A 24814-nucleotide genomic window follows, 5' to 3' on the forward strand; every position below is an offset into this window, starting at 1 on the left:
ACCGCCCTCACGCTACGAAGCGGCTAGGCGCCGATCAGGTGCAGGCTGAGCCGGCGCCGTTGCGGCTGGGCCCGGTGCTCCCACAGGTACACCGCCTGCCAGGTGCCCAGCAGCAGCCGACCGCCGTCGAAGGAGAGGCTCAGGCTCGTGGCCGTCAGGGCGGTGCGGATGTGGGCCGGCATGTCGTCCGGACCCTCGTCGTCGTGCAGCCAGGGCCGCAGCGGGCCCTGGCCGCTGATCGGCCGCACCCCCTGCTGGGGCACGAGGGCCCGCAGGTAGGCCGCCAGGTCGGCCAGCACCCGCGGATCGGCGTTCTCGTTCACCGTGAGCGAGCAGCTTGTGTGCTGCACGGCCAGCACCGCGATCCCCTGGGCCAGGCCGCTGCGGCCGATCTCGGCGTCGAGCCGGGCGGTGAGGTCGGTGAAGCCCTCGCCGTGGGTCTGGAGGGAGAGGCGGGTGAGGATCTGGCGCACGGCTGGGATCAGGGCTTGTCGCGCATGCCGCGGAACAGCTGGTCCGACTTGTCGGCGTCGGAGCCCTCCATCGGAATGCCGGTATCGGCGCTGAAGCGGGCTCCGTTGACCTGCAGGCCCGCGCGGGAGAGCTGCAGCCAGCCCCGGGCGAACGCCAGGCCCACCACCGCCAGGGCCGCCAGGGTGAGGAACCTGAGCATGGGCTGACGCTAGCGATGGCCGCCGGAGTGGGCCAGCCATCGGCCCGAGCTGGCGCGGGAATCCAGCGCCGATAGCGTGTGATCCCCTGCTGCCGGCCGATGTCCGCGCCTGCCCTGCCTGCCCGTCGCCTGGCCCGTGCCCTGCAGCTCTCTGCCCTTCTGGGCCTGGCGCTCGCCCCGCTGGCCCTGGCCCCCGCCGCCCGGGCCCAGCGGGTGGTGCCCAGGCTGCAGGCGCTGTGTCCGCTGGGCTACGTGGACATGCTCAACGGCAAGTGCTCCACCCTGGGGCTGATGCGCTACACGGTGACGCCCACCAACGGCAAGCCCTGCCTGGAGGGTTGGATGAACGTGGGCGGCGGCTACTGCCGCAAGAAGTGAGCGGCTCAGGCGCTGGCGTTCGGGTCCGGTGCCGCGGCTGAAGCGCTGGTCCTGGCCCAGCGCCTGGTGGCGGGGTGCCTTGCCTAGCCTGGCCCGATGGCTGAGCTCACCCTCCTCTACGACGGCGGCTGTCCCCTCTGCGTGCGGGAGGTGCGCTGGCTGGGGAGCCGCGACGGGGCCCTCCACGGCGAGGAGCCCCGGCTGGCCTTTGTGGACATCGACCAGCCTGGCTACGACCCCGCGGCCCACGCCGGCGTGACCTACCGCCAGGCCATGGGCCGCATCCACGCCATCGCCGCCGATGGCAGCGTGCTGCAGGATCTGGCGGTGTTCCGCGCGGCCTACCGGCTGATCGGCCTGGGCTGGCTCTATGCCCCCACCGGTTGGCCGCTGCTGGGGCCCCTGGCCGAGGCGCTCTACCGCCTCTGGGCCGAGCGGCGCCTGTGGCTCACCCGCCGGCCCGATCTGGACACCCTGTGCCGCTGCCGCAGCGCAGCTGGAGCCTGTCTCGCGGCGGCGGAGCCCCTCAGAAGCGGCGGTTGAGCTGGGCGGTGGAGAGCTGGGTCTCCCGCAGCAGCAGCAGCAGCGCAGCCATCAGGCTGGCCATCGCCACCACGAACAGCGGCACCACGATGGCCGCCAGATCCAGCACGGCCACGGCGCTCACAAAGGTCACCGACACCACCGCCGCCACCAGCAGGCCCGTGAGCGTGGCGCACTGCATCGCCCGCCCCAGCAGCCCCATGCGGCGCTTCTGAATCCCCATCTCCAGGTGCAGGGGCTCCCGTTCGGAGGGGGAGCCGCCGCTGGCTTCGCTGCGGCCGAGCTGGTCCTGCATGGCGCGGGCCCGGTCCACCACCCGCGAGAGCCGGCCGGCCAGCACCCCCAGCAGGCCGGAGATGCCCGTGAGCAGGAACACCGGGCCCACCGAGAGCTGGATCGCCCGCGCCAACCCCAGCACCGGCGCATGGGCGTCGGGCTCGGCGATGGCGGCCAGCAGGGCGAGGGGAACGGGCAGCGGCGGCATGGGCAGGGCGGTGGCGGTGGCGGCGAGCGGTGGCGGGTCGGGGGTGCACGCCGGTGCCAGCGCGCTCGGGAGCCAGGGCACCAGGCCGCCCACTGTCAGTGTGGAGCCCGTGCCCCAGCACCGCCGAGCCCGGGGCGCTGCACCGTCGCCGCAGCCTCTAGGCGACCCCCGCCCCCGCGCCCATGACCACGATCGACACCCGCTACGACGGCCAGCTGCGCTGCCATGCCGTCCATGGCCCATCCGGCTCGGAGCTCGACACCGATGCCCCCACCGACAACCAGGGCCGCGGCGAGCGCTTCTCCCCCACGGACCTGGTGGCCACGGCCCTGTCGACCTGCATCCTCACGCTGCTCGGCATCACCGCCGAGCGCCAGGGCTGGCGCCTGGAGGGCGCCACCGCCCGGGTGGAGAAGACCATGACCAGCAGCGGCGTGCGGCGCATCGAGCTGCTGGAGGTGTGGATTGCGCTGCCGGGGGATCTCAGCCCCGAGCAGCGCCAGCAGCTGATCCGCGCCGGCGAGACCTGCCCGGTGAAGGAGAGCCTGGAGGGCGCGGTGCCGATGCGCCTGCACTGGAGCTGAGGCCCGGGCCGGCCGGCCGCGCCGCCAGGCCTAGGGTCGCGCCATGGACCCCTCTGCCAGTGCGCCCCCCGCCGCGTCTGCGGCGCCCCCGGCCGCCAGCGGCACGCGCTCGCTGCCCCGCACCGGCGCGGTGAGCGGGATTGTGGAAACCCTCGCCTTCTTCCGCGATCCCGGCTTTGCCGAGCGCCGCTTCGAGCGCCACGGCGACGTGTTCGAGACGGTGTTGCTCGGTCAGCCGATGGTGTTCATCCGCGGCGGCGCGGCCATCGGCGATCTGCTGGCCCAGGGAGAAGCGGTGGAGGGCTGGTGGCCCGAGAGCGTGCGCCAGCTGCTGGGGAGCCGATCGCTGGCCAACCGCAACGGTCCGGCCCACCGGGCCCGGCGGCGGGTGGTGGGTCAGCTGTTCTCGGCGGCGGCGCTGCGGCGCTACAGCCCGCAGATCGTGGCGCTGGTGGATGAGCTGGCCACGGAGCTGCGGAGCGCGGGCGAGCCGCTGCCCCTGGCCGGGCGGATGCGGCGCTTTGCCTTCACGGTGATCGCCACGGTGGTGCTGGGCCTGGAGGGCCCCGACCGCGACGCCCTCTTCGCCGACTTCGAGATCTGGACCCGGGCCCTCTTCTCCGTGCCGCTGCCCCTCCCCGGCAGCCCCTTCGCCCGGGCCCTGGCGGCCCGCGCCCGGCTGCTGGCGCGTCTGCAGCAGGTGCTGGAGCAGGCGCCCCAGGGCCGCGGCGGGCTGGATCTGCTGGCGGGGGGCCTGGATGAGGCTGGCCTGCCCCTCACGGATGCCGACCTGGTGGAGCAGCTGCTCCTGCTGCTCTTCGCCGGCTACGAGACCACCGCCTCCTCCCTCAGCTGCCTGATGCGGGCGCTGCTGCTCGATCCCGCTCTGGAGGACTGGCTGAGGGTCGAGCTGGACGGCTTGCCCTGGCCGCCGCCTGAGACGGAGGCACCCAGCGCCTACGACCCCGCCCATGCCCCGCGGCTCGATGCCCTCGTGCAGGAGGTGTTGCGCTTCACGCCGCCGGTGGGTGGTTTCTTCCGCCGCACCGTCCGGCCCGTGGTCCTGGCGGGGGTGGCGGTGCCGGCCGGGCGGGTGGTGCAGGTGGCCCTGGCCGCCTCCCATCGCCATGCCGACGGCCCGGAGGCTGGCGATGGGGGGGCCTCCGCCAGGGAACACCTCGATCTGGAGACCTTCTGGCCCCAGCGTCACCTCGAGGGTGCCGTCGGCGCCACCCTGCTGCCCTTCGGCGGCGGCGAGCGGGTGTGCCTGGGCAAGGCCCTGGCGGAGCTGGAGATCCGGCTGATGGTGGTGGGTCTGCTGCGCCAGGTGAGCCTCGGCCTGGCCCCCGATCAGGACCTCAGCCTGCAGCGCCTGCCCAGCCCTTCGCCCCGGGATGGGCTGCTGGTGCAGACCCGTTCCTGATCTAAGAAGAGGGTTCTAAGACCAGTCGGTTACCTGTTCGGCGCGGGCTTAGCATCCGAGCGAGGATTGTGGCCATCGCGAGCCGGGACAACAGGTGGCCCTTGAACTGACGACTCCTTGGCTGTAGACCGCCAGGTCACGGTACGCCTGCTCCTGATGGCCGGAGTGGTGGCGGCGTTTGTTGCCGCCTGGCAGCAGCTCAGAACCATCCCGATGCTGGTCCTGGGCCAGCCCCAGTCCGTGGGCCTGCTGCAGCGGGAGCAGGAAGCCCCCTTTTTTCGCCATCTGGCAGACAGCACAGATCTGCCGTTGAGGATCACCTACAAAACGGCTGATTCCTTTGGCCTGAAGGATACCCACCAGCTGGAGGCCCTGCGCGATGGGCGCGTGGATATCGCCTCCCTGCGCTTCATGCAGAACATCGCCAAGGAGCCGGCCCTGGAGGGCCTGGATCTGCCCGGCATGATTCCAGACTTCCCGCAGGCCCGCCGGGTTGCTGAGGCCTATGGCCCCACCCTGGACCGCGATCTGCAGGAGCGTTTCGGAACCAAGCTGCTGGGTCTCTGGAGTTTCGGTCCCCAGATCATGGTCTGCCGAAGCCCTATCGGGAAGCTTGAGGATCTGAAGGGCCGCAAGGTGAGAATCGCCAGCCCCGGCTTGGCGCAGTTGATCGCCGCGATCGGCGGAATCCCCGCGATTCTTCCCTTTGAAGACACCAGGAGAGCCCTGGAGCTGGGTCTGGTCGACTGCGCCGTGACCAGTGCCGCCTCGGCCAGCTTCGCCGGTTGGACGGAGCACACCCGCTACTATTTTCCGCTCGCCTTTCAATTTGGCTTCAACGGCTACGCCATCTCCCTGGCCAAGTGGAAGGCGCTGCGGCCTGAGGAGCAGGATCGCCTGGCTCAGGCCTTCAGGGCGTTCAGTGTGAAGCTGTGGCGCTACTCCGAGGACCTGCAACGGGAGTCGGAGCGTTGCATTCTGGGCGGACAATGCCGTCAGCTGCGCCCCTCTGACCTGCGCCGTGTTCCGGTCAGCAGCCAGGACGTTCAGCTTCTGCAGCGGCTCTCCCGGGAGGTCGTCCTGCCCAGCTGGTCCGCCCGCTGCGAAGCCCATCGTCCGGGCTGTCGTCGCAGCTGGGATGCCATCGTGGCGCCCGTGACGGGATTTGCCCGTCCTGCCCAGCCCCGTCCGTGATGCCCGGTCGCCTTGCCGATGGGAGCCCCGGTGAGCACCCGTCCATCACCCTGCCGCTTCAGAGTGCGGGCCTGCTTTCGGCGCTGATCTTCCTGATCAACGCCATCTATGAAGTCCTGGTGATCAACCATCTGTATGGATCCCAGTATGTCCTGATTGGCCTGTTGCTGGCCGTGCTCTCGCTATGGGCCTTCCTGGAGGTGGCCCTGATCGGTCGACGGGCCATCGTGCCACCGCTGCGGATCCTCAGGCTGCTGCTGGCTGGTCAGATTGTCTTGATCCTGATCCGTCATGCTGGCGACGTTGCGTCCCGTTCAGCGGCTTTATCCAGTTCGGGGATTCCGGTTCAGTCTCCGCAATTCGGCCTGGCCATCGTGTTCCTGCCGGTCTTTGTGCTGCTGTTTCTGGCGATCAGCCGCTGCCTGATTGAGGCCTTTGCCTACGCGGAGCGTCGCCGCGCCAGGCAATTGCAGCGCCAGATGGCCATCCTCCGGCAGACCAAAGCGGAGCTGCAGGCCAGTGAACTGCGGTACCGGCTGATTGCCGAGAATGTGGATGATGTGATCTGGACCCTGGATTCCCAGGGACTCTTCACCTTCATCAGCCCATCCTTGAACACCCTGCTGGGCTATCGGGCGGAGCAGTGGATCGGCAAACCCCTGAACAATCTGCTGACTCCAGCGTCGTCCTCAACCCTGCAGGCTGCCCTCGCCCAGTGGCTCCAGCAGCCGCAACTGGTCGATGCCCCCGTGCCGTCCTACCGGGCGGAACTCGAACATCTCCATCGCGATGGCTCCCGGTTCTGGACCGAGATCACCATGACGCCCCTGCGTGGGGAGGAGGGGCCGTTGATGGGGTTTGTCGGCGTCACGCGGGATATCCGCGCGCGCAAGCTCTATGAGCGCAACCTCAGTGAGGCCCGCGATGCCGCTGAAGAGGCCAACAGCGCTCTCCTCTCAGCGAATGCGTTGCTGCACGGTCGTGCCACCACCGATGGGCTCACAGGCCTCCTCAACCGCCGGCATTTCGAGGAGATTCTGCGGGCGCAGATGAAGACGAGCGTTGAGCATGGCAAGAGCCTGTCTCTCCTGGTGATTGATGTGGATCATTTCAAGGAGATCAATGACGGCCTGGGTCACACCCTGGGTGACAAGATTCTCATTGAGGTGTCCCAGTTGCTGGCGGCCAGCCTGCGTCAGTCAGATCGACTGGCGCGCTGGGGCGGCGATGAATTCATCATGGTGATGCCGCGGCTGCAGGCTGAGGAGGCTCTTCAGGTGGCGAACCGTCTCTGCGAGAACGTCTCCAGCCACTCCTTCCCCGGGGGATGGGGCGTCACCTTGAGCATCGGTGTGGCGGACCTGCGGGCCCAGGAGAGCCTGGAGCAGTGGTTTGACCGCGCCGATGCCGCGCTCTACGCCGTGAAGAACGCCGGGCGCAACGCCGCCAGGCACAGCGCCTGATCCAAGCCTGGCTCGGGTTCCGGGAGGCCTCGGCTCCCCTGGCTGGGGCGGCATGCTGACGCCATCGCTGCTCCGGCCCCATGGCTGTTTCGGGATCCGCCCTCGATCGGCTGCACCAGCACCTGCACCAGACGCGGCTGCTGGGCTCGATCAGCAGCGCCCTCTACTACGACCAGAACACCGTGATGCCGGCGGCCGGCGCCTCCTGGCGGGGGGATCAGCTGGCCCTGCTGGCCAGCCAGCTGCACGAACGGCAGAGCAGCAGCGCCTACGCCGAGCTGGTGGCGGCGGCGGAGGGCGAGCTGGGTGCCGAGGCGCCGCCTGAGCACCGCCGCAACCTGCAGCTGCTGCGGCTGGAGCTGGAGCGCCAGCGCTGCCTGGATCCCGCCCTGGTGAGCGCCCTGGCCAGGGCTCAGTCCCGCGGCAACGCCGTGTGGCAGGAGGCCCGCGCCAACAACGACTTCTCCGCCTTTGCCCCGGCGCTGAAGGCGCTGATTGCCCTGCGCCGCCAGCAGGCCAGCCAGCTGGCCGCCGCCGAGCCGGTGGCCCGCAGTCCCTGGGAAATCCTGGCCCAGCCCTTCGAACCCGACATCAGCAAGGCCCGCCTTGAGGAGCTGTTCGCGCCCCTGAAGGCCGAGCTGCCGCCCCTGATCGCCGCGGTGGCCAGCGGCCAGGCCTCCGTTGCAGCCCCTTCCCAATCCGCGGAGGCCGTGGATCTGCCCGAGGCCCTGCAGGAGCGCCTCTGCGCCGAACTGCTCGACAGCTGGGGGTACGACCCCCGGCGCTGCCAGCGCGCCCGCTCGGCCCACCCCTTCTCCTGCACCCTGGGCCCCCAGGACTTCCGCATCACCACCCGGGTGGTGCCGGGCCAGCCCCTCTCGGCCTTCCTGGCCACCGCCCACGAGTGGGGCCACTCCCTCTATGAGCAGGGCCTGCCCCGCACCGACGACCACTACTTCCCCTGGCCCCTGGGGGAGGCCACCTCCATGGGGGTGCACGAGTCGCAGTCGCTGTTCTGGGAGTGCCGGGTGGGGCGCAGCCGGGCCTTCGCCGGGCGCTGGCATGGGCGCTTCGCCAGCGGGCTGGAGGCCGATCCCTGGGGCGGGGCCCCGGGGTTCTGGCGGGCCCTCAATCCGCTGAAGCCCGGCCTGATTCGGGTCGAGGCCGATGAGCTCAGCTACGGCCTGCACATCGTGCTGCGCTACGAGCTGGAGCTGGCCCTGCTGGAGCAGGAGATGCCGGTGGAGGAGCTTCCCAGTCGGTGGAACCGCCGCATGGGGGAGCTGCTCGGACTCGTGCCCGCCAGCGATGCCGAGGGCTGCCTGCAGGACATCCACTGGGCCGAGGGACTCTTCGGCTATTTCCCCTCCTATGCCCTGGGGCATCTCATCAGCGCCCAGCTCTCGGCGGCCATGGAGCAGCAGCTCGGCCCCCTCGAGGACCTGGTGGCCGCGGGCCAGGAGGCGGCTCTGCAGGGCTGGCTGGGCCAGCACGTCTGGCCCCTGGGCCGCCTGGTCAACGCGGAGGAGCTGGTCCGCCAGGTCACGGGCCGGCCGTTGAGCGCCCGCCCCTTTCTGGACTATCTCGGGGCCAAGGTCGCCGATCTGCGCGGCCCCCACTGAGCGGCCCCCTCTGAGGGCTCCAGCGGAGGGGCCGCCGGGCTGCGATCCGTAGGATGCCCGCCAGCCGTTTCCCAGCCGCTTCATGGCGAACATCGACCACGCCCCGAGCCGCACGATGCTCAACCTGCTGCACGTGCTGCCGGCCTTCGCCGATGAAGCCGAGCTGCGCCTCAACGCCATCGTGGAGCTCAACTCCAACACGATCAACAAGTACGAGCTGATCACCGAGACCGGCCACCTCAAGCTTGATCGCGTCGGCTATTCCTCCCTGGCCTATCCCTTCGCCTACGGCTGCATCCCCCGCACCTGGGATGAGGACGGCGACCCGCTCGACATCGAGATCGTCAATGTGACCGAGCCCCTAGTGCCGGGCTCCGTGGTGGAGGCCCGCATCATCGGCATCATGACCTTCGACGATGGCGGTGAGGTGGATGACAAGGTGATCGCCGTCCTGGCCGACGACAAGCGCCAGGACCACATCACCAGCTACACCCAGCTGGGTGAGCACTGGATCAAGGAGACCCAGTACTACTGGGAGCACTACAAGGACCTCAAGAAGCCCGGCACCTGCCGCGTCAACGGCTTCCTCGATGCCGCCGAGGCCGTGCGCATCATCAAGGAGTGCGAGCAGCGCTACCTCGACACCATCGAGGCCAAGCTGGTCAACTGAGCGCGCTGCGGGACGCCGCCCCTCCCCGGCGGCGCCCTCAGGGCGACAGGCGTTGGCGATTCGGCACCGGCGGCTAGCGTGAATCCACGCGTCACGCAACCCCGCCCTGTGCTTCGTCCATCCCTGCGCACGGTCCTCGCCGGCTTCACGCCTCTGCTGGTGGCGGGGGCCTTCGCCCTGCCCTTGGCGGGATCGCTGGATTCGGCCAGCGGCGCCAGGGCCGCCGAGGCTGGCGGCCCAGCCCCGGCACCCGCCGCGCTGTCAACGCCGGCCAGCGGGGTCGTGCCGGCCGTGCGCCCAGCTCCCGCCGCTGCGGTGGCCACCGGCTCCCAGGCCGCAACCAGCACCACCGAGATCCGGCTGGTGCTCAGCAAGCGGGAGATCAGCCTGATCCGTGACGGCAAGGTGGAGGGCCGCTGGCCCGTGGTGATCGGCGCCCCCGGCACCCCCACCCCCACCGGCACCTACAAGGTGCAGACCAAGGTCGTGAATCCGGTGTATCGCAGCACCGTGAGCGGCAAGGTCAAGGGCGCCGTGGGGCGCAATGGCCCCCTCGGGCACCGCTGGATCGGCTTCCACCGCACCGGCATCGACGACTACGGCATCCATGGCACCCCCTGGCCCTGGTGGGTGGATGCGCGGGCGGCCGTGAGCCAGGGCTGTGTGCGCATGCGCAATGAGCACGTGGAGAAACTGTTTGATGCCGTGAGCATCGGCACGCCGGTGGTGATCAAGCCCTAGGGCTGACTCGCCCGCCGGGCCAGGGCCCGGGCCATGCCGTCGCGGCTGGCCAGGCCCTGCAGACGGCCCAGAGCCAGTCCGCCGCCGGGCAGCCCCGTGGGCAGCTTCGGCAGGCTGGGATCGGGCAGGGCGAACACGGGACACTGGCGCAGGCCGTTGGGCCGCAGCTGGTCCTCCAGCTGGGCGAGGTTGGCGCTGGCCGGCAGCCAGACCAGGTCGCTGCGGCGGCAGTCCGCCAGGCAGAGGCTGCCGCCATGGGCGGCCGTCAGGCCCCGCTGCAGATCTCCCAGGGTCACCAGGCCGATCACCCACTCGTCCTGGGTCACGATCAGGCAGTGGCCGTGGGCCGCCAGCAGCTGCTCCAGGGCCTCGCGGGCCGGCAGGGTGCCCGCCAGCACCAGGGGCGCCTCGGGCTCCAGGGCCTCCCCCACGGTGAGGGCCGCCAGTTCGCGGCGCCGTTCCTCCTCGAGGGCGTCGGGCCCCAGCAGGCCGGGATCGCTCAGGCCCTGCCAGCGCTCCACCAGGGCGGCGCTCAGGCCGGCCGCCGCCATCAGCGGCAGCACGATGCGGATGTCGCGGGTGAGTTCAAACAGCAGCAGCAGGGCCGTGAGCGGCGCCCGGGCGCTGCCCGCGAGCACCGCCGCCATGCCCACCATCGCGTAGGCCGGCGGTTCGGCCACCGGCAGGCCGAAGCCGCCGTCGCCCAGCAGCTGGCCATAGACATTGCCGAGCACGGCTCCCAGGAATAGCGCCGGCGCAAAGCCGCCGCCCACAAAGCCCGTGGCGCTGCTCAGCCCCGTGGCCAGCAGCTTCACCCCCAGCAGGGCCAGCAGGGTGGTGAGGGCGATGCCGCCGTCGCTGCCGAGCAGGGCCTCGATCGTGTCGTAACCGACGCCCAGCACCTGGGGAAACCCCAGGGCCATCAGCCCCACCCCCAGGCCCCCCAGGGCCGTGAGCAGCCAGGTGGGCACCCGGCTCAGGGCCCGCTGCACCGGGCCGCTGCGGCCGGCCGAGAGCACGCTCACCAGGGCCCAGCTGGCAAAGCTGGCCACCAGGCCCAGCCCCAGATAGAGGGGCAGCTCCAGGGGGGAGCGCACCTCGTAGGCGGGCAGCCGGAAGATCGGTTCATCCCCCAGGCACAGCTGGGTGACCAGCTCGGAGGCCACCGCCGCCACCAGCACGGCCCGCACGCTGGGCCGGCCGGGAATCGTGCTGTAGCTGCCCTCGAAGGCGAAGAACACCCCGGCGATCGGCGCCTTGAAGCCCGCCGCCAGACCCGCCGCCACGCCCGCCGCCACCAGGGCCTTCTGGCTGCTGGGGGAGAGGCCGCCGCGGCTGCCCACCCACAGGCCGATGTTGCCGCCGCTCTCCACGCTGGGCCCCTCGGGGCCGAGGGAGGCGCCGCTGCCCAGGCTCAGGGAGGCGGCCACCAGGCGCAGCAGCGGCAGCTTGGGGGCCGCCTTGACGGCGCCGTCGGCCATGGCGATCAGGCTGGGCAGGCTCGGGCCCAGATCGCGCACCAGGAAGCGCAGCAGCCCCACCGCCAGGCCGCCGAGCATCGGGATCACCACCACCGGCCAGGAGGCGAGCCAGGCCGGCAGCGGCTCCCCGGGCAGGGGGATCGGCTCCGGTGGTGCGGGCGGTGGTGGCAGGAAGCCCAGGCCCCCCAGGCCGATCTGCACCAGCGCCCTGAGGGGCGTGCCCGTGTCCGGCGCTGGGGCGGGCAGGGGCTGGGCCAGCGGCTCCGGGGCCGTGTTGCCCACCAGGTTCAGCAGCCCTTCAACGACGGGGCCGAACAGCACGTTGTTGATGAAACCGAGCAGGTAGTGGAAGCCCACCACGGCGATGCCCGTGAGCACCCCCACCAGGGCGGCCCAGGCCAGCAGGCTCCACTGGAAGGGCAGGGGCCGCGCCTCGCCCTCGGCGCCGGCTGGCGGCGAAGGCAGGGGCGCCGCGTGCTCCGGCTCCAGCCCGGCGGCAGAACCCGAGGCGGAGGCGTCCGTGCCCTGCTCAGGCCTCGGGCCGGACGCTTGCAAAGATCTCCTCCAGGATCTCGCCGGCGCCCTGGGCCTTGAGGGCGTGGGCCAGGGCGATGCCGATCGCCTCGGGATCCTCCTGGGGCCCCCGGGCCTCGTCGCGGATCAGGCGCAGGCCATCGAGGCTGGCCACCATGCCGGTGAGCACCAGGGTGTCGCCCTCAAAGCGGGTGTTGACGCCGATGGGCACCTGGCAGCCTCCCTCCAGCTCCCGCAGGAAGGCCCGTTCGGCCAGGCAGCGGCGGGCCGTGGGCAGGTGCTCGAGCACCTTGATCTGCTCCAGCACGGCGGCATCGCCCTCACGGCACTCGATGCCGAGGGCCCCCTGGCCCACGGCGTGCAGGGAGATCGAGGGGTCGATCAGCTCGTGGATGCGATCGCCGAGGCCCAGGCGGCCCAGGCCGGCGGCGGCCAGGATCAGGCAGTCGAACTCTCCGGAGTCGAGCTTCTCCAGGCGGGTGATCACGTTGCCGCGCACGTCCTTGAAGGTGAGGTGCGGGTAGTGGTGGCGCAGCTGGGCCAGGCGCCGCAGGGAGCTGGTGCCCACCACCGCCCCGGCGGGCAGGGTGGCGAGGGTCTTGTCCTTGTGCTTCTCGTGCACCACCAGGGCATCGGCGGGATCCTCCCGCTCGGTGATGCAGCCCAGCATCAGCCCCTCGGGCAGGTTGGTGGGCAGGTCCTTGAGGCTGTGGACGGCGATGTCGGCCTGGTCCACCAGCATCTGGGCCTCCAGTTCCTTGGTGAACAGGCCCTTGTCGCCGATCTTGGCCAGGGCCACGTCCAGGATCTTGTCGCCCTGGGTGGCCATGGCTTCGATGCTGATCTCCAGGCCCTCGTGGGCCTTGGCCAGCTCATCGCGCACCCAGTGGGTCTGCACCATGGCCAGCTGGCTGCGGCGGGAGGCGATGCGCAGTTGGGAGGCGGCCATCGGATGCTTCGGGGGCAGCGGCGGCTGCCGGATCACAGCCGCCCAGCCTAAGGAGTGGCCGGTCCGCTCCTGGCGCGGACGCGGGAGGTCGTGATCAGAAGAAATCGAGGGGCAGCGGTCCCCAGGTGTCCTCGGCGGCCGGATCGGCGGGGCTGTGGCCGGTGATCAGGATCCCCTCCCCCAGGCCCGCCTCTGCCCGCACCAGGTAGCGGCCACTGTTCTGGTTGGCCTTGAGGAAGGCCGGACCCTCGATCGCCTCGGGCAGGGCGCAGCCCGGATCCAGCTCCAGGGCCGGCCAGCCCAGGGCGGCTTCGGCGGCCCGCAGGGCCTGCACGGCGGCGCCGGCCGAGGGCGCCATCACCCCCACGGTGAACCAGTCGCAGCGGCCGATGGCGGCATCGAGCTGCTGGCGCAGGAGCGCCCGCTGGGCGTCCGTGATCGCGGGTGCGCTGCGCAGGCCACAGAGATCGGTCAGCGCGGCCAGCTCGGCGCTGGGCTGGGGGGCGGAGTCGGAGGGCATGGGGGGTGTTGGAGAACTCAGAAGGCAGGGCTGCGTCGCGGGGCGCCGCAGGGCGCTGGCGTTGGCAGGCAGCGTGGCATCAGGCGGGTCGCTGGCGCCGCTCCCACACCGCAAAGCCGGCCAGGCAGCAGCTCAGCCACACGTAGCCCAGGGAGGCCCCGGCCACGATGTCGGTGAGCCAGTGGGCACGGCAGTAGAGGGTGCTCAGCCACACCAGCGCCACCCAGGCACTGGAGACGAGGAACAGGGGACGCCGCAGCCGGGGGTAGTGGGCCGCCAGCAGGGTGCAGGTCAGGAAATAGAACACCACCGAGCCGGCGGCATGGCCACTGGGGAAGCTGCGGCCGCTGATGTCCTCCAGCAGCCGGTTGCTGGGGCGGGACCGGTCGAACAGGGGCTTGAGCCAGCGGTCCACGATCACCAGGATGCCGGCCGTGCCCACCGCCAGGCACACCAGTTCGGCCCAGAGGCGGCGCCACACCAGAAAGGCCAGCACCGCCAGCACCAGAAAGGCGGTCACGTGCACGCCGCTGAGCTGATACACCAGCAGCAGCAGCTGGCCCAGCCCGTCGGGGATGGCGCCGTGGATCCGCTCCAGCACCACCTCATCGAAGGCGGGGTGCCGGTCGGCGGCCAGGCGCGGGCCAAAGCCCGCCAGGGCGGCGGCCACCAGCACGCCAAAGGCCAGGCGCCAGGGGCCCAACTGCTGCAGCCACAGCCGCGCCACAGACAACAGCGTTCCCATCAGGAGTCCTGCAGCTGGTGGAGGCGGGCCAGGGGCAGGCGGATCAGCCGGTGGGCCTGGCGCCGCGCCAGCAGCTCACCGTCGCCCGGGCCCAGGCCGAACTCCAGCAGTTCGGCGTCGTTGCCGAACAGCAGCAGGCTCTCCGGTGCCGCCCCGGGACGCGCAGGCCCGGGGCGTCCTGGGGCACCACCATCCCGCAGCTCGCGGCGGGCATCGTCGGCGTTGTGCACGAACAGCACCGGCCGGCCGCTGTAGTACACGACGCTGTAGCGCTTGTAGCCCACCACCAGCAGCGGCTCCCCCGGCCGGGCGATCGTGCCCGCCAGGCGCGCCAGCTGGCGGATCGGCAGCTGGCGCTCGCGATCCATCAGGGGGGCCAGGCCGGGCAGCACCAGAGCCAGCAGGCCCAGGAAGGCGGCGGCATTCGGAAGCCACAGCCAGGCCAGACCCCCCGGCTTCACCAGCAGCAGCGCCAGGGCGAGGGCCGCCGCGGCCAGCAGGGCGGCCAGCAGCTGGGGCAGGCCCGAGGCCTGCAGGGCGGCGGCGAAGTCGGGATAGGCGGGATCGCTGCTCACCAGCCGGGGCGCCAGGGCCGCCGCCAGGCCCATCAGGCCAAGCACGGCCCCATTCACCCAGCCGCTGGCGGCCTGGCCGCGGCCCAGGGGCTGGGCCGGCTGCTCCAGGGGCTGGAACTGCAGGGCCAGCAGTAGGGCCCCGGCGGGGATCGACGGCAGGATGTAGCCCGGCAACTTGGTGGCTGCGGCCGAGAAGAAGGCCACCACCACCACCAGCCACACCAGGGCCAGCAGGGGCAGATCGGCCGCCGAGGCCGGTGTGCGCCAGCGCTCCAGCCGCCAGAAACGCAGCCTGCTGAGGGCCACCGGCAGATACAGCGACCAGGGCAACAGCAGCACCACCAGCCAGGGCAGGTAGTACGAGGGCGGCCCCGGGTGCGAATAGAGCACCGAGGTGAAGCGCTCCAGGTTGCTGAAGCCGATGAAGTGCTGCAGGAACTCCATGCCGTTGGCCTGGGTGGCCAGGGCGTACCAGGGGATCGTCACCCCCAGGAACAGGGCCGCCATCGGCAGCAGCGGTGCCCGCCGCAGCTGGGGGAGCAGCTGGCCCTTGAGCAGCAGGAACACGCCGATCACCAGGCCGGGCAGCAGCAGGCCCACCGGCCCCTTGGCCAGCGTCGCGATGCCCGCGAACAGGGCCATGGCGCCGTAGCCCAGGCGCCGCAGCGCCACCCGCTCGGGCTGGGCGTAGGCCAGGGCAAAGCCGAACAGGGCCAGGGCGATGGCGCTGGAGAGGAACATGTCCGTCACCGAGGAGCGGCCCCAGCCCACCCAGCCGGGCGAGAGGGCCAGCACGGTGGCGGCCAGGGTGGCGCGCCCCACCCGCTGCCGCGGCGGCTCCGCGGCGGGGGCCAGCTGCCACACCAGGGCGGCCAGGGCCAGCACCACGGCGCTGGCGGCCAGGGCCACGGGCAGGCGGGCGGCCCACTCGCTGAGACCGAACAGCCGGAAGCTGAGGGCCACCATCCAGTAGCCCCACACCGGGTAGTCGAAGAAGGTGGAGCCGTTCCAGCGGGGGGTGATCCAGTCGCCGCTGTCCGCCATCTGGCGGGCCACCTCCACGAACAGGCCCTCGGTCTTGTCCATCAGGCCGAGGGTGCCCAGCTGCTGGAAGAACGCCAGGCTGCAGAGCCCGATCACGGCCGCCAGGCCCAGGGCCAGCGGGCGCCGCCCGTCGGCGTCCAACCAGCCCTGCAGCCGTGCCCGGGATCGCTCCAGCGGGCCGATCAGCCTCTCCATCGGGGGGATCTGCAACCGGGTGAGGCTACGGGGTGTTCCAGACGAATCTGGAGCTGGCGGCGTAGTTCCAGACGAACACCACCAGGATGCCGGCCAGCTGCGCACTCAGCGAATCGGCATAGGAGAAGCGCACCAGCACCTGGGCCACGCCCACGTTGGCCGCCAGCGGCAGGCTGGAGACCACCAGGAACTTGAGCAGGCCCTGGAGCAGCCCCAGGCCCCGCAGCCGCGCGAAGCGGAAGGTGAGGGCGTTGTTGATCAGATAGTTGGAGCTGGCGGCCGCCAGCGCCCCCACCAGGGCCAGCTCCTGGTTGCCGGCCAGGGGGCGGCCGCTGAGCCCCAGCAGCAGCTGGGTCACCCCCAGCTGCACCAGCACGCCGCTGGCCCCCACCAGGCCGAAGCTGATGGCGCGGCGGGGCAGCAGCCGCAGGCTGAGGCTGTGCAGGATCGAGATCAGGAAATCCCAGAAGATCGCCAGGTCCAGCTTGGAGGCGCCGTAGCTGCGGGGCTGGAAGCTGAGGGGGACCTCGGCGGCCCGCAGCCGGCCGCGGCTGACCGCCAGCAGCTCGTAGAGGAACTTGAAGCCGTTCACATCCACCCCGCGGATCAGTGGCAGGGCCGCATCGAGGCGCAGGGCGAAGAAGCCGCTCATGTAGTCGCTGAGGTGCCCGTAGGCACGGGGCAGGCTGCGGCGGGCGGCGGCATTGGCCCAGGTGGAGCCGGTCTCGCGGCGGCCGCTGAGGCCATGGATCTCGGCGTCGGGGTGGAAGCGGCTGCCGATCACCAGGTCCAGATCGCCCTGCTGGAGCGCCTGCAGGGCCCGCAGCACCGCACCGGGCTCGTGCTGGCCGTCGCTGTCCATCACCAGGGCCACGTCGCCGCTGGCATCCAGCAGGCCCTCCTTGATGGCGCTGGCCAGGCCGGCCCGGCCCACCCGCCGGATCAGGCGGATGGCCGGCTCGTCGTGGGCGAGGTGCCGCACCAGCTCGGCGGTGCCATCGGCCGAGTCGTCGTCCACCACCAGGATTTCCAGGTCGGCGTGCTGCCGGAGGGGCAGCAGCTGGGCCAGCAGCGGCTCGATGTTGCCCCGCTCGTTGTAGGTGGGCAGCACGATCGACAGCCGCAGGCGTGCCGCGGTGGACGGGGGCGTGGGCTCAGGCAAGGTCGGAGGATCTCCGCGATGGGCGGGGGACGTGCTGGCCGCCGGCACAGCAAAACCGGCGGGAAACTCCCGCCGGCCGCTGAACCGTAGACCGGTGCACCCGGAGCCGGGGCTCAGGTGGCTGAGCTCAGGTGGCGGCGCTCACTTGATGTATTCCTTGAGCACGCCGTTGCGGTTGGGGTGGCGCAGCTTGCGCAGGGCCTTGGCCTCGATCTGGCGGATGCGCTCGCGGGTCACATCGAAGATCTGACCGATCTCCTCAAGGGTCTTCATGCGACCGTCATCGAGGCCGTAGCGCAGGCGCAGCACGTCGCGCTCGCGGGGGCTGAGGGTGGCCAGCACGCCCTCGAGGTCCTCGCGCAGCAGGTTCTTGGCCACGTCCTGCTCGGGGTTCTCGATGTCGGCCTCGATGAAGTCACCGAGGCGGGAATCCTCTTCCTTGCCGATGGGGGTTTCCAGGGAGATCGGCAGCTGGGCCGATTTGGCAATGAAGCGCAGCTTCTCGATGGTCATCTCCATCGATTCGGCGATCTCCTCCTCGGTGGGCTTGCGGCCGAACTCCTGGCTGAGCACCTTGGTGGTCTTCTTGATGCGCGAGATGGTCTCGTAGAGGTGCACCGGCAGGCGGATGGTGCGCGACTGATCGGCGATGGCTCGGGTGATCGCCTGGCGGATCCACCAGGTGGCGTAGGTGGAGAACTTGTAGCCCTTCTCGTGGTCGAACTTCTCGGCGGCGCGGATCAGGCCCAGGGAGCCTTCCTGGATCAGGTCCTGGAAGGACAGGCCCCGGTTCATGTACTTCTTGGCGATCGACACCACCAGGCGCAGGTTCGACTGCACCATCTTTTCCTTGGCCCGGCGGCCCAGCATCAGGCGACGCCGGAACTTGATCACCGGCATGTCCACCAGTACCGCCCACTCCTTGGTGTCGGGGTAGTGGCCGTGGTCGGTCTCGAACTGGGCGGCGAGTTCCTCGAGCTGCAGCAGATCGGCGATCTTGCGGGCCAGTTCGATCTCCTCATCCGGGCGCAGCAGCCGGATGCGGCCGATCTCCTGGAGATACACCCGGATCGAGTCCTCGGTGTAGACGCCCTTGGGGCCCACCTTGATGCTGGCCAGGGCCTTGGCCTTGGCGTCCTTCTCGGCCTTGGGGCTGGCGGCGCCACCCTCGGCGGCGGCCAGCAGCTGGTCGGCGGCCCCATCGAGGTCCGCGCCGGCCTCAGCGGTGGCCTGGCCCTTGGCGGCGGCCTTCTTGGCGGTGGTCTTGGCGGCGGCCGCCTTGGTGCCCGTGGCCTTGGCCGCCGCGCTCTTGGTGGTCTTGGTGCCCGTGGCCTTGGTGGCCTTGGCTGCCGCGGCCTTGGTGGGGCTCACCTTGTTGGCCGGCTCGGCGCTGGCGGCATCGGCGGCGTCGGCCTTGGGCTTGCTGCGGCTCACCTTCGGCTTGGCGACCTGGATGGTTTCACCGGCCTGGTTGGCCACCATCAGGATTTCCAGGGCGGCTTTCTTGGGTTTGGGAGCGGCAGCAGGGCTCATGGAGGGGGAGGCGCGGGAACGGCGGGAGGAGGACGGGGCGGATGGCCCTGGGGTTCCAGGAGGAAGGGAGGAGGCGGCGCGCGGGGCGCAGCTCCGTCAACGACGTCGGCGGGTGGTGGCGGAGGGAGACGTCAGCAGGCGCGGTCGGTCGGGGGTGGCATCAGGCGCTTCGGCGGGCGGCGGCAGGGAGCCGGGGGGTAGGCCATCGGGGCGAACGCCGCGGCACTGGAGAAGCCACCAGGAGAGTCACCGGGGAATCGCCTGCGGGACGCAGGCGAGCAGCCAGGAGTCGGATCCCAGTCCAGGCCCCCGTGTTCATGCAGAAACTGTTCGATGTTGAACAGTCCGTGACTGAACAGGGCACGGATGAACGGTTCAGTGGTGAACAGTTCACCGGGCGGGGACGTGGCGACAGGGGCGGGCGAGACCGATGGCGGGTGGTCCGGAAGCGGCTGGTCCGGAATCGGGTGGTCGGGAAGCAGTGGGACGGGGCAGACGGAGCGCTCAGCAAACCGGAGGGGGCAGACCCAGGAGCGTGGGACAGGGGGGGACGGGCCCGACAGGGTGTTCCCACGGGGGTTGGGTGTGACCCGCGGCGGCTGGACCTGGGGGGAGATCCGGCCGTAGGAGCGGGTCCGGGGGCGGACGTCCGAGGCGAGAATCCGTGCAGGCGAAACCGAAACGGTGGGCAGAAGCCCGGGCAGTGCTGTCAGGGGTGGTCGCAGATCGGGGGCACAGGGTGGACCTGGCACAGCCTCGGATCTTCCCGCTGGTGCGGAACCTTGCCGGGTTCCGACAGCAGCCCAACGGACTGCTCAACAGGCTCATTCTAAGAAACGCCCGTGAGCTTTGCAACAGTTTCTGGCTCGGACGCTGCTGCGGAGGCTCCTGCAGCTCCTGCCGAACGGGGGGCGCCCTGGCTGCAGGTGTGGCTGGAGGCGGGCCGGGAGGGGCAGGTGTTCACCTACGCCAACCCCGAGGGCTGGCCCCTGGCCAGCGGCGATCTGGTGCGGCTGCGGCTGCAGGGCCGGCGCCACGTGGGCCTGGTGGTGGAGCCGCTGGCGGCGCTGCCGCCCGAGCTGGCCGGCCGCCGCATCCTGCCGATCGAGGCCCTGCACCAGAGCGCGGCGGTGGATCCCCACTGGCAGGCCCTGCTGGCCCAGGTCGCCCGCGACTGTCACACCAGCCTGTTCCGCACCCTCAAGACGGCTCTGCCGCCGGGCTGGCTGGGCCAGCGGGCCGAGCGCCGCGCCAGCGCACCGCGCCAGCGGATCCGGGTGGAGGTACGGCCTGCCGCCGAGGCCCCTGCCGAGGCCACCGCAGGCCTCACGCCGCGTCAGCTGCAGGCCCTGGAGCTGCTGGAGCGCGCCGGTGGTGCGGCCTGGCTGAGCCCGTTCAGCGCCGCCACGGGGATCGGCCGCTCGGTGCTGGAGGCCCTGGAGCGCCGCGGCCTGGTGCAGCTGCGCCGCCTGGCCGACGGCCCGGAGGACGGCGTGGGACTGGCGCCAGGCGCTGACGGCGCGGTGCCGGGGCTGGAGCGGCCCCAGCTGCTCACGGCCCAGCAGGCGGAGGTGCTGGCGGCGATCCGCGCCGCGGCCCCCGGCCAGGCGCTGCTGCTCTGGGGCGTCACCGGCGCCGGCAAGACCGAGGTGTACCTGCAGGCGGCGGCTGATGCCCTGGCGGCGGGCCAGTCCGCCCTGTTGCTCACCCCCGAGATCGGCCTGATCCCCCAGCTGTTGGAGCGCTGCCGGCGCCGCTTCGGCCCGGGGGTGCTCGAGTACCACAGCGGCTGCAGCGAGGGCCAGCGCATCCGCACCTGGCGGCGCTGCCTGGCCAGCGGTCCGGATGCCAACCCGGGCCGTGAGCCGGCCAGCCCCAGCGGCTCGCCGGTGCTGGTGGTGGGCACCCGCTCGGCCGTGTTCCTGCCGATGCCCCAGCTGGGGCTGATCGTGCTGGATGAGGAGCACGACAGCTCCTACAAGCAGGACAGCCCCATGCCCTGCTACCACGCCCGCGACGTGGCCCGGCAGCGGGCCCTGCGCAGCGGCGCCCGCCTGGTGCTGGGCAGCGCCACCCCCTGCCTCGAGACCTGGCTCAGCTGCCAGGACCCCCAGCCCAGCACCACCCTGCTGCGGTTGCCCCAGCGCATCGGCAGCCGGCCCCTGCCGCCGGTGCGGCTGGTGGACATGCGCCACGAGCTGGCGGAGGGCCACCGGCGCCTGATCAGCCGGCCGCTGATGGAGCGGCTCGAAGCCCTGCCCGCCCGCGGCGAGCAGGCGGTGGTGCTGGTGCCCCGCCGCGGCTACAGCAGCTTCCTCAGCTGCCGCAGCTGCGGCGAGGTGGTGCAGTGCCCCCACTGCGACGTGGCCCTCACCGTGCACCGCAGCCGCTCCACCGGCGCTGGCGCCGAGGGGCGCCAATGGCTGCGCTGCCACTGGTGCGACCACCGCCAGGAGATCGGCGAGCGCTGCGGCGCCTGCGGCTCCACCGCCTTCAAGCCCTTCGGCGCCGGCACCCAGCGGGTGATGGAGCAGCTGGAGGCCGAGCTGGAGGGGCTCCGGCTGCTGCGCTTCGATCGCGACACCACCCGCGGCCGCGAGGGGCACCGCCGCCTGCTGGAGCAGTTCGCCGCCGGCGAGGCCGACGTGCTGGTGGGCACCCAGATGCTGGCCAAGGGCATGGACCTGCCCGCCGTCACCCTGGCGGCCGTGCTGGCGGCCGACGGCCTGCTGCACCGCCCCGACCTGCGGGCCGGCGAGCAGAGCCTGCAGCTGCTGCTGCAGCTGGCGGGCCGGGCCGGCCGGGGCGACCGCCCCGGGGAGGTGCTCGTGCAGACCTACTGCCCGGAGCACCCGGTGAACCGCCATCTGGTGGACGGCCGCTATGAGGCCTTTCTGGAGGAGGAGCTGGCGCTGCGGCGCAGTGCGGGCCTGGTGCCCTTCAGCCGGGCCTGCCTGCTGCGCCTGGCGGGACCCTCCGCCAGCGGCACCGCCACGGCCGCCGCCGCCCTGGCGGAGCGGATCCGGCCCGGCGTGGAGGCCGCCGGCTGGCTGGTGATCGGCCCGGCGCCGGCCCCCGTGGCCCGGGTGGCGGGCCGCAGCCGCTGGCAGCTGTTGCTGCACGGCCCCGCCGGCACCCCCCTGCCGTTGGCGCGTGAGGCGGAGCTGCGGGACGGCCTGCCCCAGGCAGTGAGCCTGACGATTGATCCCGATCCGCTGGAGCTGTAGCTCAGGCGGGCAGCTCCGGCAGGCCGAAGCCGGCCCGCAGCCGCAGCCGCTGCAGCAGCAGGGTCAGGGCCAGCAGGGTCCCGATCGCCAGGCTGCCCAGCCCCAGCCGGCTCCAGCGCCAGCAGCGCAGCTCCAGCCGGTTGAGGGCCCCGGGCTGCAGGGTCCAGGCCAGCGTGCGCCCGGGCAGGGCGCGGGCGGGCAGGGGCTCCGCCAGGCGGAGGGCCCGCGGCCCGACGGGCTCCAGGTTCAGGTGCAGGTCCAGCCCCGGCAGGGCCGGGACGGCCCGCAGATCCAGGCCCACGCTGAAGTGCTGGCGCACCCCCAGCAGCCAGTTGCGCTCCTCCAGCTGCAGCTGGGGGGGCGGCAGCTCCAGCCCCGCCAGCTGGGCGGCCGTGGCGACGCTCCGGCCCAGCAGCTCCAGGGCCTCCGGGGCCGGCAGCACGGGGCTGCGGAGGGTCTGCAGGCCGTGGTCCTGGCGCTGGCGCAGGGGGGTGGACTCCAGGGCCACGGCCAGCTGCTGCTGCCAGGGCAGGCGGCGGCCCGTGGCGCTGAGGCTGCTCTGGCTGAACTGCAGGCGGCCGGGGGCGGGGAAGCGCAGGCTGGTCTCGAGCTGCACACAGCCCCCCAGCACCAGCGTCAGCACCAGCACCAGGCCCACCAGCAGGGCCAGGCCCCAGGGGGGACTGGTGGGGCCGGTGGGAGGGGCCGGCGGCGCCGGCGGCTTCGGGCGTCGCCGCCGCACCAGGGGCCGGCTGTTGCCCTCCAGGCTCTCCATCTCAGCCAGGCTGGGCAGGGTCATCGACCACTCCCGCGGCCGCTCCAGGGCCGGGGCGTCGAGCACCTCCTCCAAGTCGCGGGCCTGGGCCCGCAGGGTGGCGTCGCGGCAGGCCCGCAGGCTGCGGCAGACGCCGGCGGCCTCGGCGCTGCGGCCCTGGCCCATCAGGGCCGTGGCCATCAGCAGCCGCAGCCGCCCCCCGAAGGGGCTGGAGGCGCCGTGGGCCTCCGCCAGCGCCTTCAGATCGGCCAGGGCGCGGCCGTAATCGCCCCGCTCCACGGCCCGGCGGGCGGGGTCGAGCAGGACATCCAGCTCCTGCGGTTCGTCCATCGGATCGGGCCCGGCACCCGGCGACGGGGCGGCGGAGCTCGGCGGGGAGTCGGGCGCGTCGGCCACGGGGTCAGGCGGGAGGCTCAGAGGACGGCGCGGGAGCTGCCCACCACCATGGTGCCGATGCCGGCATCGGTGAACACCTCCAGCAGCAGGGCGTGGGGCGTGCGGCCATCCACGATGTGGGCCGCCGCCACCCCCTGGGCCAGGGCGCGGATGCAGCACTCGGTCTTGGGGGTCATGCCGCCGGCCACCACGCCGCTGGCGATCAGCTCCCGGGCCCCGGCCAGGCTCACCTGGCGGATCAGGGTGCTGGGGTCCTCCCGGTTGCGCAGGATGCCGGGGGTGTCCGTGAGCAGGATCAGCTTCTCGGCCTGCAGCGAGGCGGCCAGCTCGCCGGCCACGGTGTCGGCGTTGATGTTGTGGGCCTGGCCCTCAACGTCGGCCGCCACGCTGGAGATCACCGGGATGTAGCCGGCATCGAGCAGAGGGAAGAGCACGGCCGGGTCCACTGCCGCCACCTCCCCCACCAGGCCGTTGCAGCCCTCGCCGTAGGTGCGCGCCCGCACCAGGGGACCATCGCTGCCGCTGAGGCCCACGGCCCTGGCGCCCAGGCGGTTGAGGCCGTTGACGATCTGCTTGTTGACCCGGCCCACCAGCACCATCTCCACCACGTCCATGGTCTCGGGGGTGGTCACCCGCAGGCCATCGCGGAACTGGGGCTCGATCTGCAGACGCCCCAGCCACTCGTTGATCTCGGGGCCACCGCCGTGCACCACCACCGGCTGCACCCCCACGGAGGCCAGCAGCACCAGATCGCGGTACACGGCATCGCGCAGGTCGGCGCGCACCATGGCCGCGCCGCCGTACTTGACCACCACCCGGCGGCCGGCGAAGCGCTGGATGTAGGGCAGGGCCTCACTGAGAACGGAGACCCGCAGGGTGTCGTCGGGGTGGATGGCGGAATCGAAGCTCAAGGCCGGGCAGCGGGGAATGGAACGAGGGGAAAGGGGGGTCTCAGCTGTGGGGCGGCGCCACCGGGGCCGGACCGGCGGCGACGGGCGGCGCGGCGGGCACCAGCTGCAGCAGCACTTCGCCCGGGGCCGGCCGGCCCAGGCGCGCCTCCAGGCCCGGCGCGAAGAAGCGGCCGAGGCGGTCCTGCTTGGCCAGCCAGCGCTCGTAGGGCACGCCGGCGGTCTCGAAGCGCAGGGCCACCCCGTAGCCGCCGTTCTCCAGCAGCTCCTGGACGCTCAGCAGCTGGGGCGGCTGATCCTCGTCCCAGAGCTTGAGGGTCTCCAGGGAGCTCTCCAGGTGGCCCTTCTGGCCGTAGCGCCAGCGGTTCACGTCCTTCACCAGCTTGCGCAGGGTGAGGTTGGCGGGGTCGTTGCGCAGGGCCTCGGCGCCGGGGGCGGGCGGCAGCAGCTCGGCCGGGGCCAGCTCCGACGACTTGAGCGCCAGGCCCCCCAGCAGGATCGGGATGCCGTAGAAGATCGTCGGCAGGCTGAGGTTGGGGTTCTCGGTGGCGTAGCCGATCCAGCCGATCACCGAGAGAAGGGCTCCGGCCAGCGTGACTAGGCTGCCGGGGGACGTGAGTGCTTGCATGGCGCCATCTTCGGCCAACGGGGCGCAGCCGCGCGATCCGGAGCCCCAGCCCGGCGCTCAGCCCGGCCCGCAGACCGGTGGCGGCAGCTCAGGCTCGGCGGGCCCCGAGGCCGCGGCAGACCCCACGGCGGGCGGCGTGGCGAACCCCGCAGCGGTGCCGTCCCCGGCGGCGGATGACGCCGCCATCAGCACGGCGGAGCTGCTGGAGCTGCTGGGGGCCGATCGCCTCTGGCTGCTGCAGCAGATCGACGCGGGCCACTGGCCCGACCTGCGCCTCGACCTGGCGGCCCTGGAGCGGGAGCTGGGTCAGCTCCTGGACCAGGCCGCCGAGCGGCTCCCCTGCTGAGGAGCCGCCGGGGCCTGGCCC

General features: G+C 72.1%; 24 protein-coding genes. 11 read left to right on the forward strand and 13 right to left on the reverse strand.

Annotated features, from left to right (window positions below):
* Positions 1-23 precede the first annotated feature (23 nt).
* The gene (locus ACLV7J_RS00690) at positions 24-473 is read right to left on the reverse strand and encodes a secondary thiamine-phosphate synthase enzyme YjbQ (protein WP_411867213.1); all 450 of its coding nucleotides are present in this window, start codon (positions 471-473) and stop codon (positions 24-26) included.
* A gap of 8 nt (positions 474-481) precedes the next feature.
* Complete coding sequence (locus ACLV7J_RS00695) at positions 482-673, reverse strand: hypothetical protein (RefSeq protein ID WP_411867214.1); 192 nt, start codon at positions 671-673, stop codon at positions 482-484.
* A gap of 99 nt (positions 674-772) precedes the next feature.
* On the opposite strand from ACLV7J_RS00695, the gene ACLV7J_RS00700 reads away from it, so the two are divergent.
* Complete coding sequence (locus ACLV7J_RS00700) at positions 773-1051, forward strand: hypothetical protein (RefSeq protein ID WP_411867215.1); 279 nt, start codon at positions 773-775, stop codon at positions 1049-1051.
* A 96-nt stretch (positions 1052-1147) separates the two neighbouring features.
* Entirely contained in the window at positions 1148-1594 is a 447-nt protein-coding gene (locus tag ACLV7J_RS00705; RefSeq protein ID WP_411867216.1) for a thiol-disulfide oxidoreductase DCC family protein, read from the forward strand.
* On the opposite strand, the gene ACLV7J_RS00710 is transcribed toward ACLV7J_RS00705, so the two are convergent.
* Positions 1578-2159 carry a DUF2721 domain-containing protein gene (locus ACLV7J_RS00710; RefSeq protein WP_411867217.1) on the reverse strand — a complete coding sequence of 194 codons (582 nt, stop codon included), beginning with the start codon at positions 2157-2159 and terminating at the stop codon, positions 1578-1580. The two genes, ACLV7J_RS00705 and ACLV7J_RS00710, sit on opposite strands and share 17 nt — an antisense overlap.
* A gap of 101 nt (positions 2160-2260) precedes the next feature.
* On the opposite strand from ACLV7J_RS00710, the gene ACLV7J_RS00715 reads away from it, so the two are divergent.
* The 7 genes from ACLV7J_RS00715 to ACLV7J_RS00745 all read left to right on the forward strand — a co-directional run bounded on the left by ACLV7J_RS00715 (position 2261) and on the right by ACLV7J_RS00745 (position 9775).
* Positions 2261-2662, forward strand: coding sequence for an OsmC family protein (locus ACLV7J_RS00715; RefSeq protein WP_411867218.1), 402 nt, complete (start codon positions 2261-2263; stop codon positions 2660-2662).
* A gap of 43 nt (positions 2663-2705) precedes the next feature.
* A complete protein-coding gene (locus ACLV7J_RS00720; protein WP_411867219.1) occupies positions 2706-4085 on the forward strand; it encodes a cytochrome P450 in 1380 nt (459 codons plus the stop codon).
* A gap of 117 nt (positions 4086-4202) precedes the next feature.
* Positions 4203-5279: a TRAP transporter substrate-binding protein DctP gene (dctP, locus tag ACLV7J_RS00725; RefSeq protein ID WP_411867220.1), complete on the forward strand. Its 1077-nt coding sequence runs from the start codon at positions 4203-4205 to the stop codon at positions 5277-5279.
* Entirely contained in the window at positions 5279-6742 is a 1464-nt protein-coding gene (locus tag ACLV7J_RS00730) for a diguanylate cyclase (protein WP_411867221.1), read from the forward strand. Before dctP ends, ACLV7J_RS00730 begins: the two co-directional genes overlap by 1 nt.
* A gap of 80 nt (positions 6743-6822) precedes the next feature.
* Positions 6823-8364 carry a carboxypeptidase M32 gene (locus ACLV7J_RS00735; protein WP_411867222.1) on the forward strand — a complete coding sequence of 514 codons (1542 nt, stop codon included), beginning with the start codon at positions 6823-6825 and terminating at the stop codon, positions 8362-8364.
* Positions 8365-8446: 82 nt separating this feature from the next.
* Entirely contained in the window at positions 8447-9034 is a 588-nt protein-coding gene (locus tag ACLV7J_RS00740; protein ID WP_411867223.1) for an inorganic diphosphatase, read from the forward strand.
* Between the two features lie 108 nt (positions 9035-9142).
* Positions 9143-9775: a L,D-transpeptidase gene (locus ACLV7J_RS00745; RefSeq protein ID WP_411867224.1), complete on the forward strand. Its 633-nt coding sequence runs from the start codon at positions 9143-9145 to the stop codon at positions 9773-9775.
* On the opposite strand, the gene ACLV7J_RS00750 is transcribed toward ACLV7J_RS00745, so the two are convergent.
* From ACLV7J_RS00750 to rpoD, 7 genes are all read right to left on the reverse strand, one after another.
* Complete coding sequence (locus ACLV7J_RS00750; protein ID WP_411867225.1) at positions 9772-11811, reverse strand: chloride channel protein; 2040 nt, start codon at positions 11809-11811, stop codon at positions 9772-9774. The two genes, ACLV7J_RS00745 and ACLV7J_RS00750, sit on opposite strands and share 4 nt — an antisense overlap.
* Positions 11786-12739 (reverse strand): hydroxymethylbilane synthase, encoded by a 954-nt coding sequence (gene hemC, locus ACLV7J_RS00755; RefSeq protein WP_411867226.1) that lies wholly within the window; start codon positions 12737-12739, stop codon positions 11786-11788. The genes ACLV7J_RS00750 and hemC overlap by 26 nt, the downstream gene beginning before the upstream one ends.
* A 94-nt stretch (positions 12740-12833) precedes the next feature.
* Positions 12834-13259 (reverse strand): DUF1824 family protein, encoded by a 426-nt coding sequence (locus ACLV7J_RS00760; RefSeq protein WP_411867227.1) that lies wholly within the window; start codon positions 13257-13259, stop codon positions 12834-12836.
* A gap of 79 nt (positions 13260-13338) precedes the next feature.
* Complete coding sequence (locus tag ACLV7J_RS00765; RefSeq protein ID WP_411867228.1) at positions 13339-14004, reverse strand: phosphatase PAP2 family protein; 666 nt, start codon at positions 14002-14004, stop codon at positions 13339-13341.
* On the reverse strand, positions 14004-15818 hold the full coding sequence (locus tag ACLV7J_RS00770; protein ID WP_411867229.1) for an ArnT family glycosyltransferase: 1815 nt from the start codon (positions 15816-15818) through the stop codon (positions 14004-14006). The genes ACLV7J_RS00765 and ACLV7J_RS00770 overlap by 1 nt, the downstream gene beginning before the upstream one ends.
* Before the next feature lie 25 nt (positions 15819-15843).
* Positions 15844-16980: a glycosyltransferase gene (locus ACLV7J_RS00775; RefSeq protein WP_411867230.1), complete on the reverse strand. Its 1137-nt coding sequence runs from the start codon at positions 16978-16980 to the stop codon at positions 15844-15846.
* Positions 16981-17121: 141 nt separating this feature from the next.
* Positions 17122-18513 (reverse strand): RNA polymerase sigma factor RpoD, encoded by a 1392-nt coding sequence (gene rpoD / locus ACLV7J_RS00780; RefSeq protein WP_411867231.1) that lies wholly within the window; start codon positions 18511-18513, stop codon positions 17122-17124.
* 926 nt (positions 18514-19439) lie between these two features.
* Here rpoD and priA point away from each other — a divergent pair.
* Positions 19440-21740 (forward strand): primosomal protein N', encoded by a 2301-nt coding sequence (gene priA, locus ACLV7J_RS00785; RefSeq protein ID WP_411867567.1) that lies wholly within the window; start codon positions 19440-19442, stop codon positions 21738-21740.
* A gap of 1 nt (position 21741) precedes the next feature.
* On the opposite strand, the gene ACLV7J_RS00790 is transcribed toward priA, so the two are convergent.
* The 3 genes from ACLV7J_RS00790 to ACLV7J_RS00800 form a co-directional block, all read right to left on the reverse strand.
* Positions 21742-22845 carry a DUF3153 domain-containing protein gene (locus ACLV7J_RS00790; RefSeq protein WP_411867232.1) on the reverse strand — a complete coding sequence of 368 codons (1104 nt, stop codon included), beginning with the start codon at positions 22843-22845 and terminating at the stop codon, positions 21742-21744.
* Between the two features lie 83 nt (positions 22846-22928).
* Positions 22929-23822, reverse strand: coding sequence for an acetylglutamate kinase (gene argB, locus ACLV7J_RS00795; RefSeq protein ID WP_255128308.1), 894 nt, complete (start codon positions 23820-23822; stop codon positions 22929-22931).
* Between the two features lie 40 nt (positions 23823-23862).
* The gene (locus ACLV7J_RS00800) at positions 23863-24447 is read right to left on the reverse strand and encodes a DUF2854 domain-containing protein (RefSeq protein WP_411867233.1); all 585 of its coding nucleotides are present in this window, start codon (positions 24445-24447) and stop codon (positions 23863-23865) included.
* Here ACLV7J_RS00800 and ACLV7J_RS00805 point away from each other — a divergent pair.
* Positions 24446-24793, forward strand: coding sequence for a hypothetical protein (locus ACLV7J_RS00805; RefSeq protein ID WP_411867234.1), 348 nt, complete (start codon positions 24446-24448; stop codon positions 24791-24793). The two genes, ACLV7J_RS00800 and ACLV7J_RS00805, sit on opposite strands and share 2 nt — an antisense overlap.
* Positions 24794-24814: the final 21 nt, after the last annotated feature.

Source organism: Vulcanococcus limneticus LL, from assembly GCF_943369875.1.
Classification (GTDB): Bacteria; Cyanobacteriota; Cyanobacteriia; order PCC-6307; family Cyanobiaceae; genus Vulcanococcus; species Vulcanococcus limneticus_A.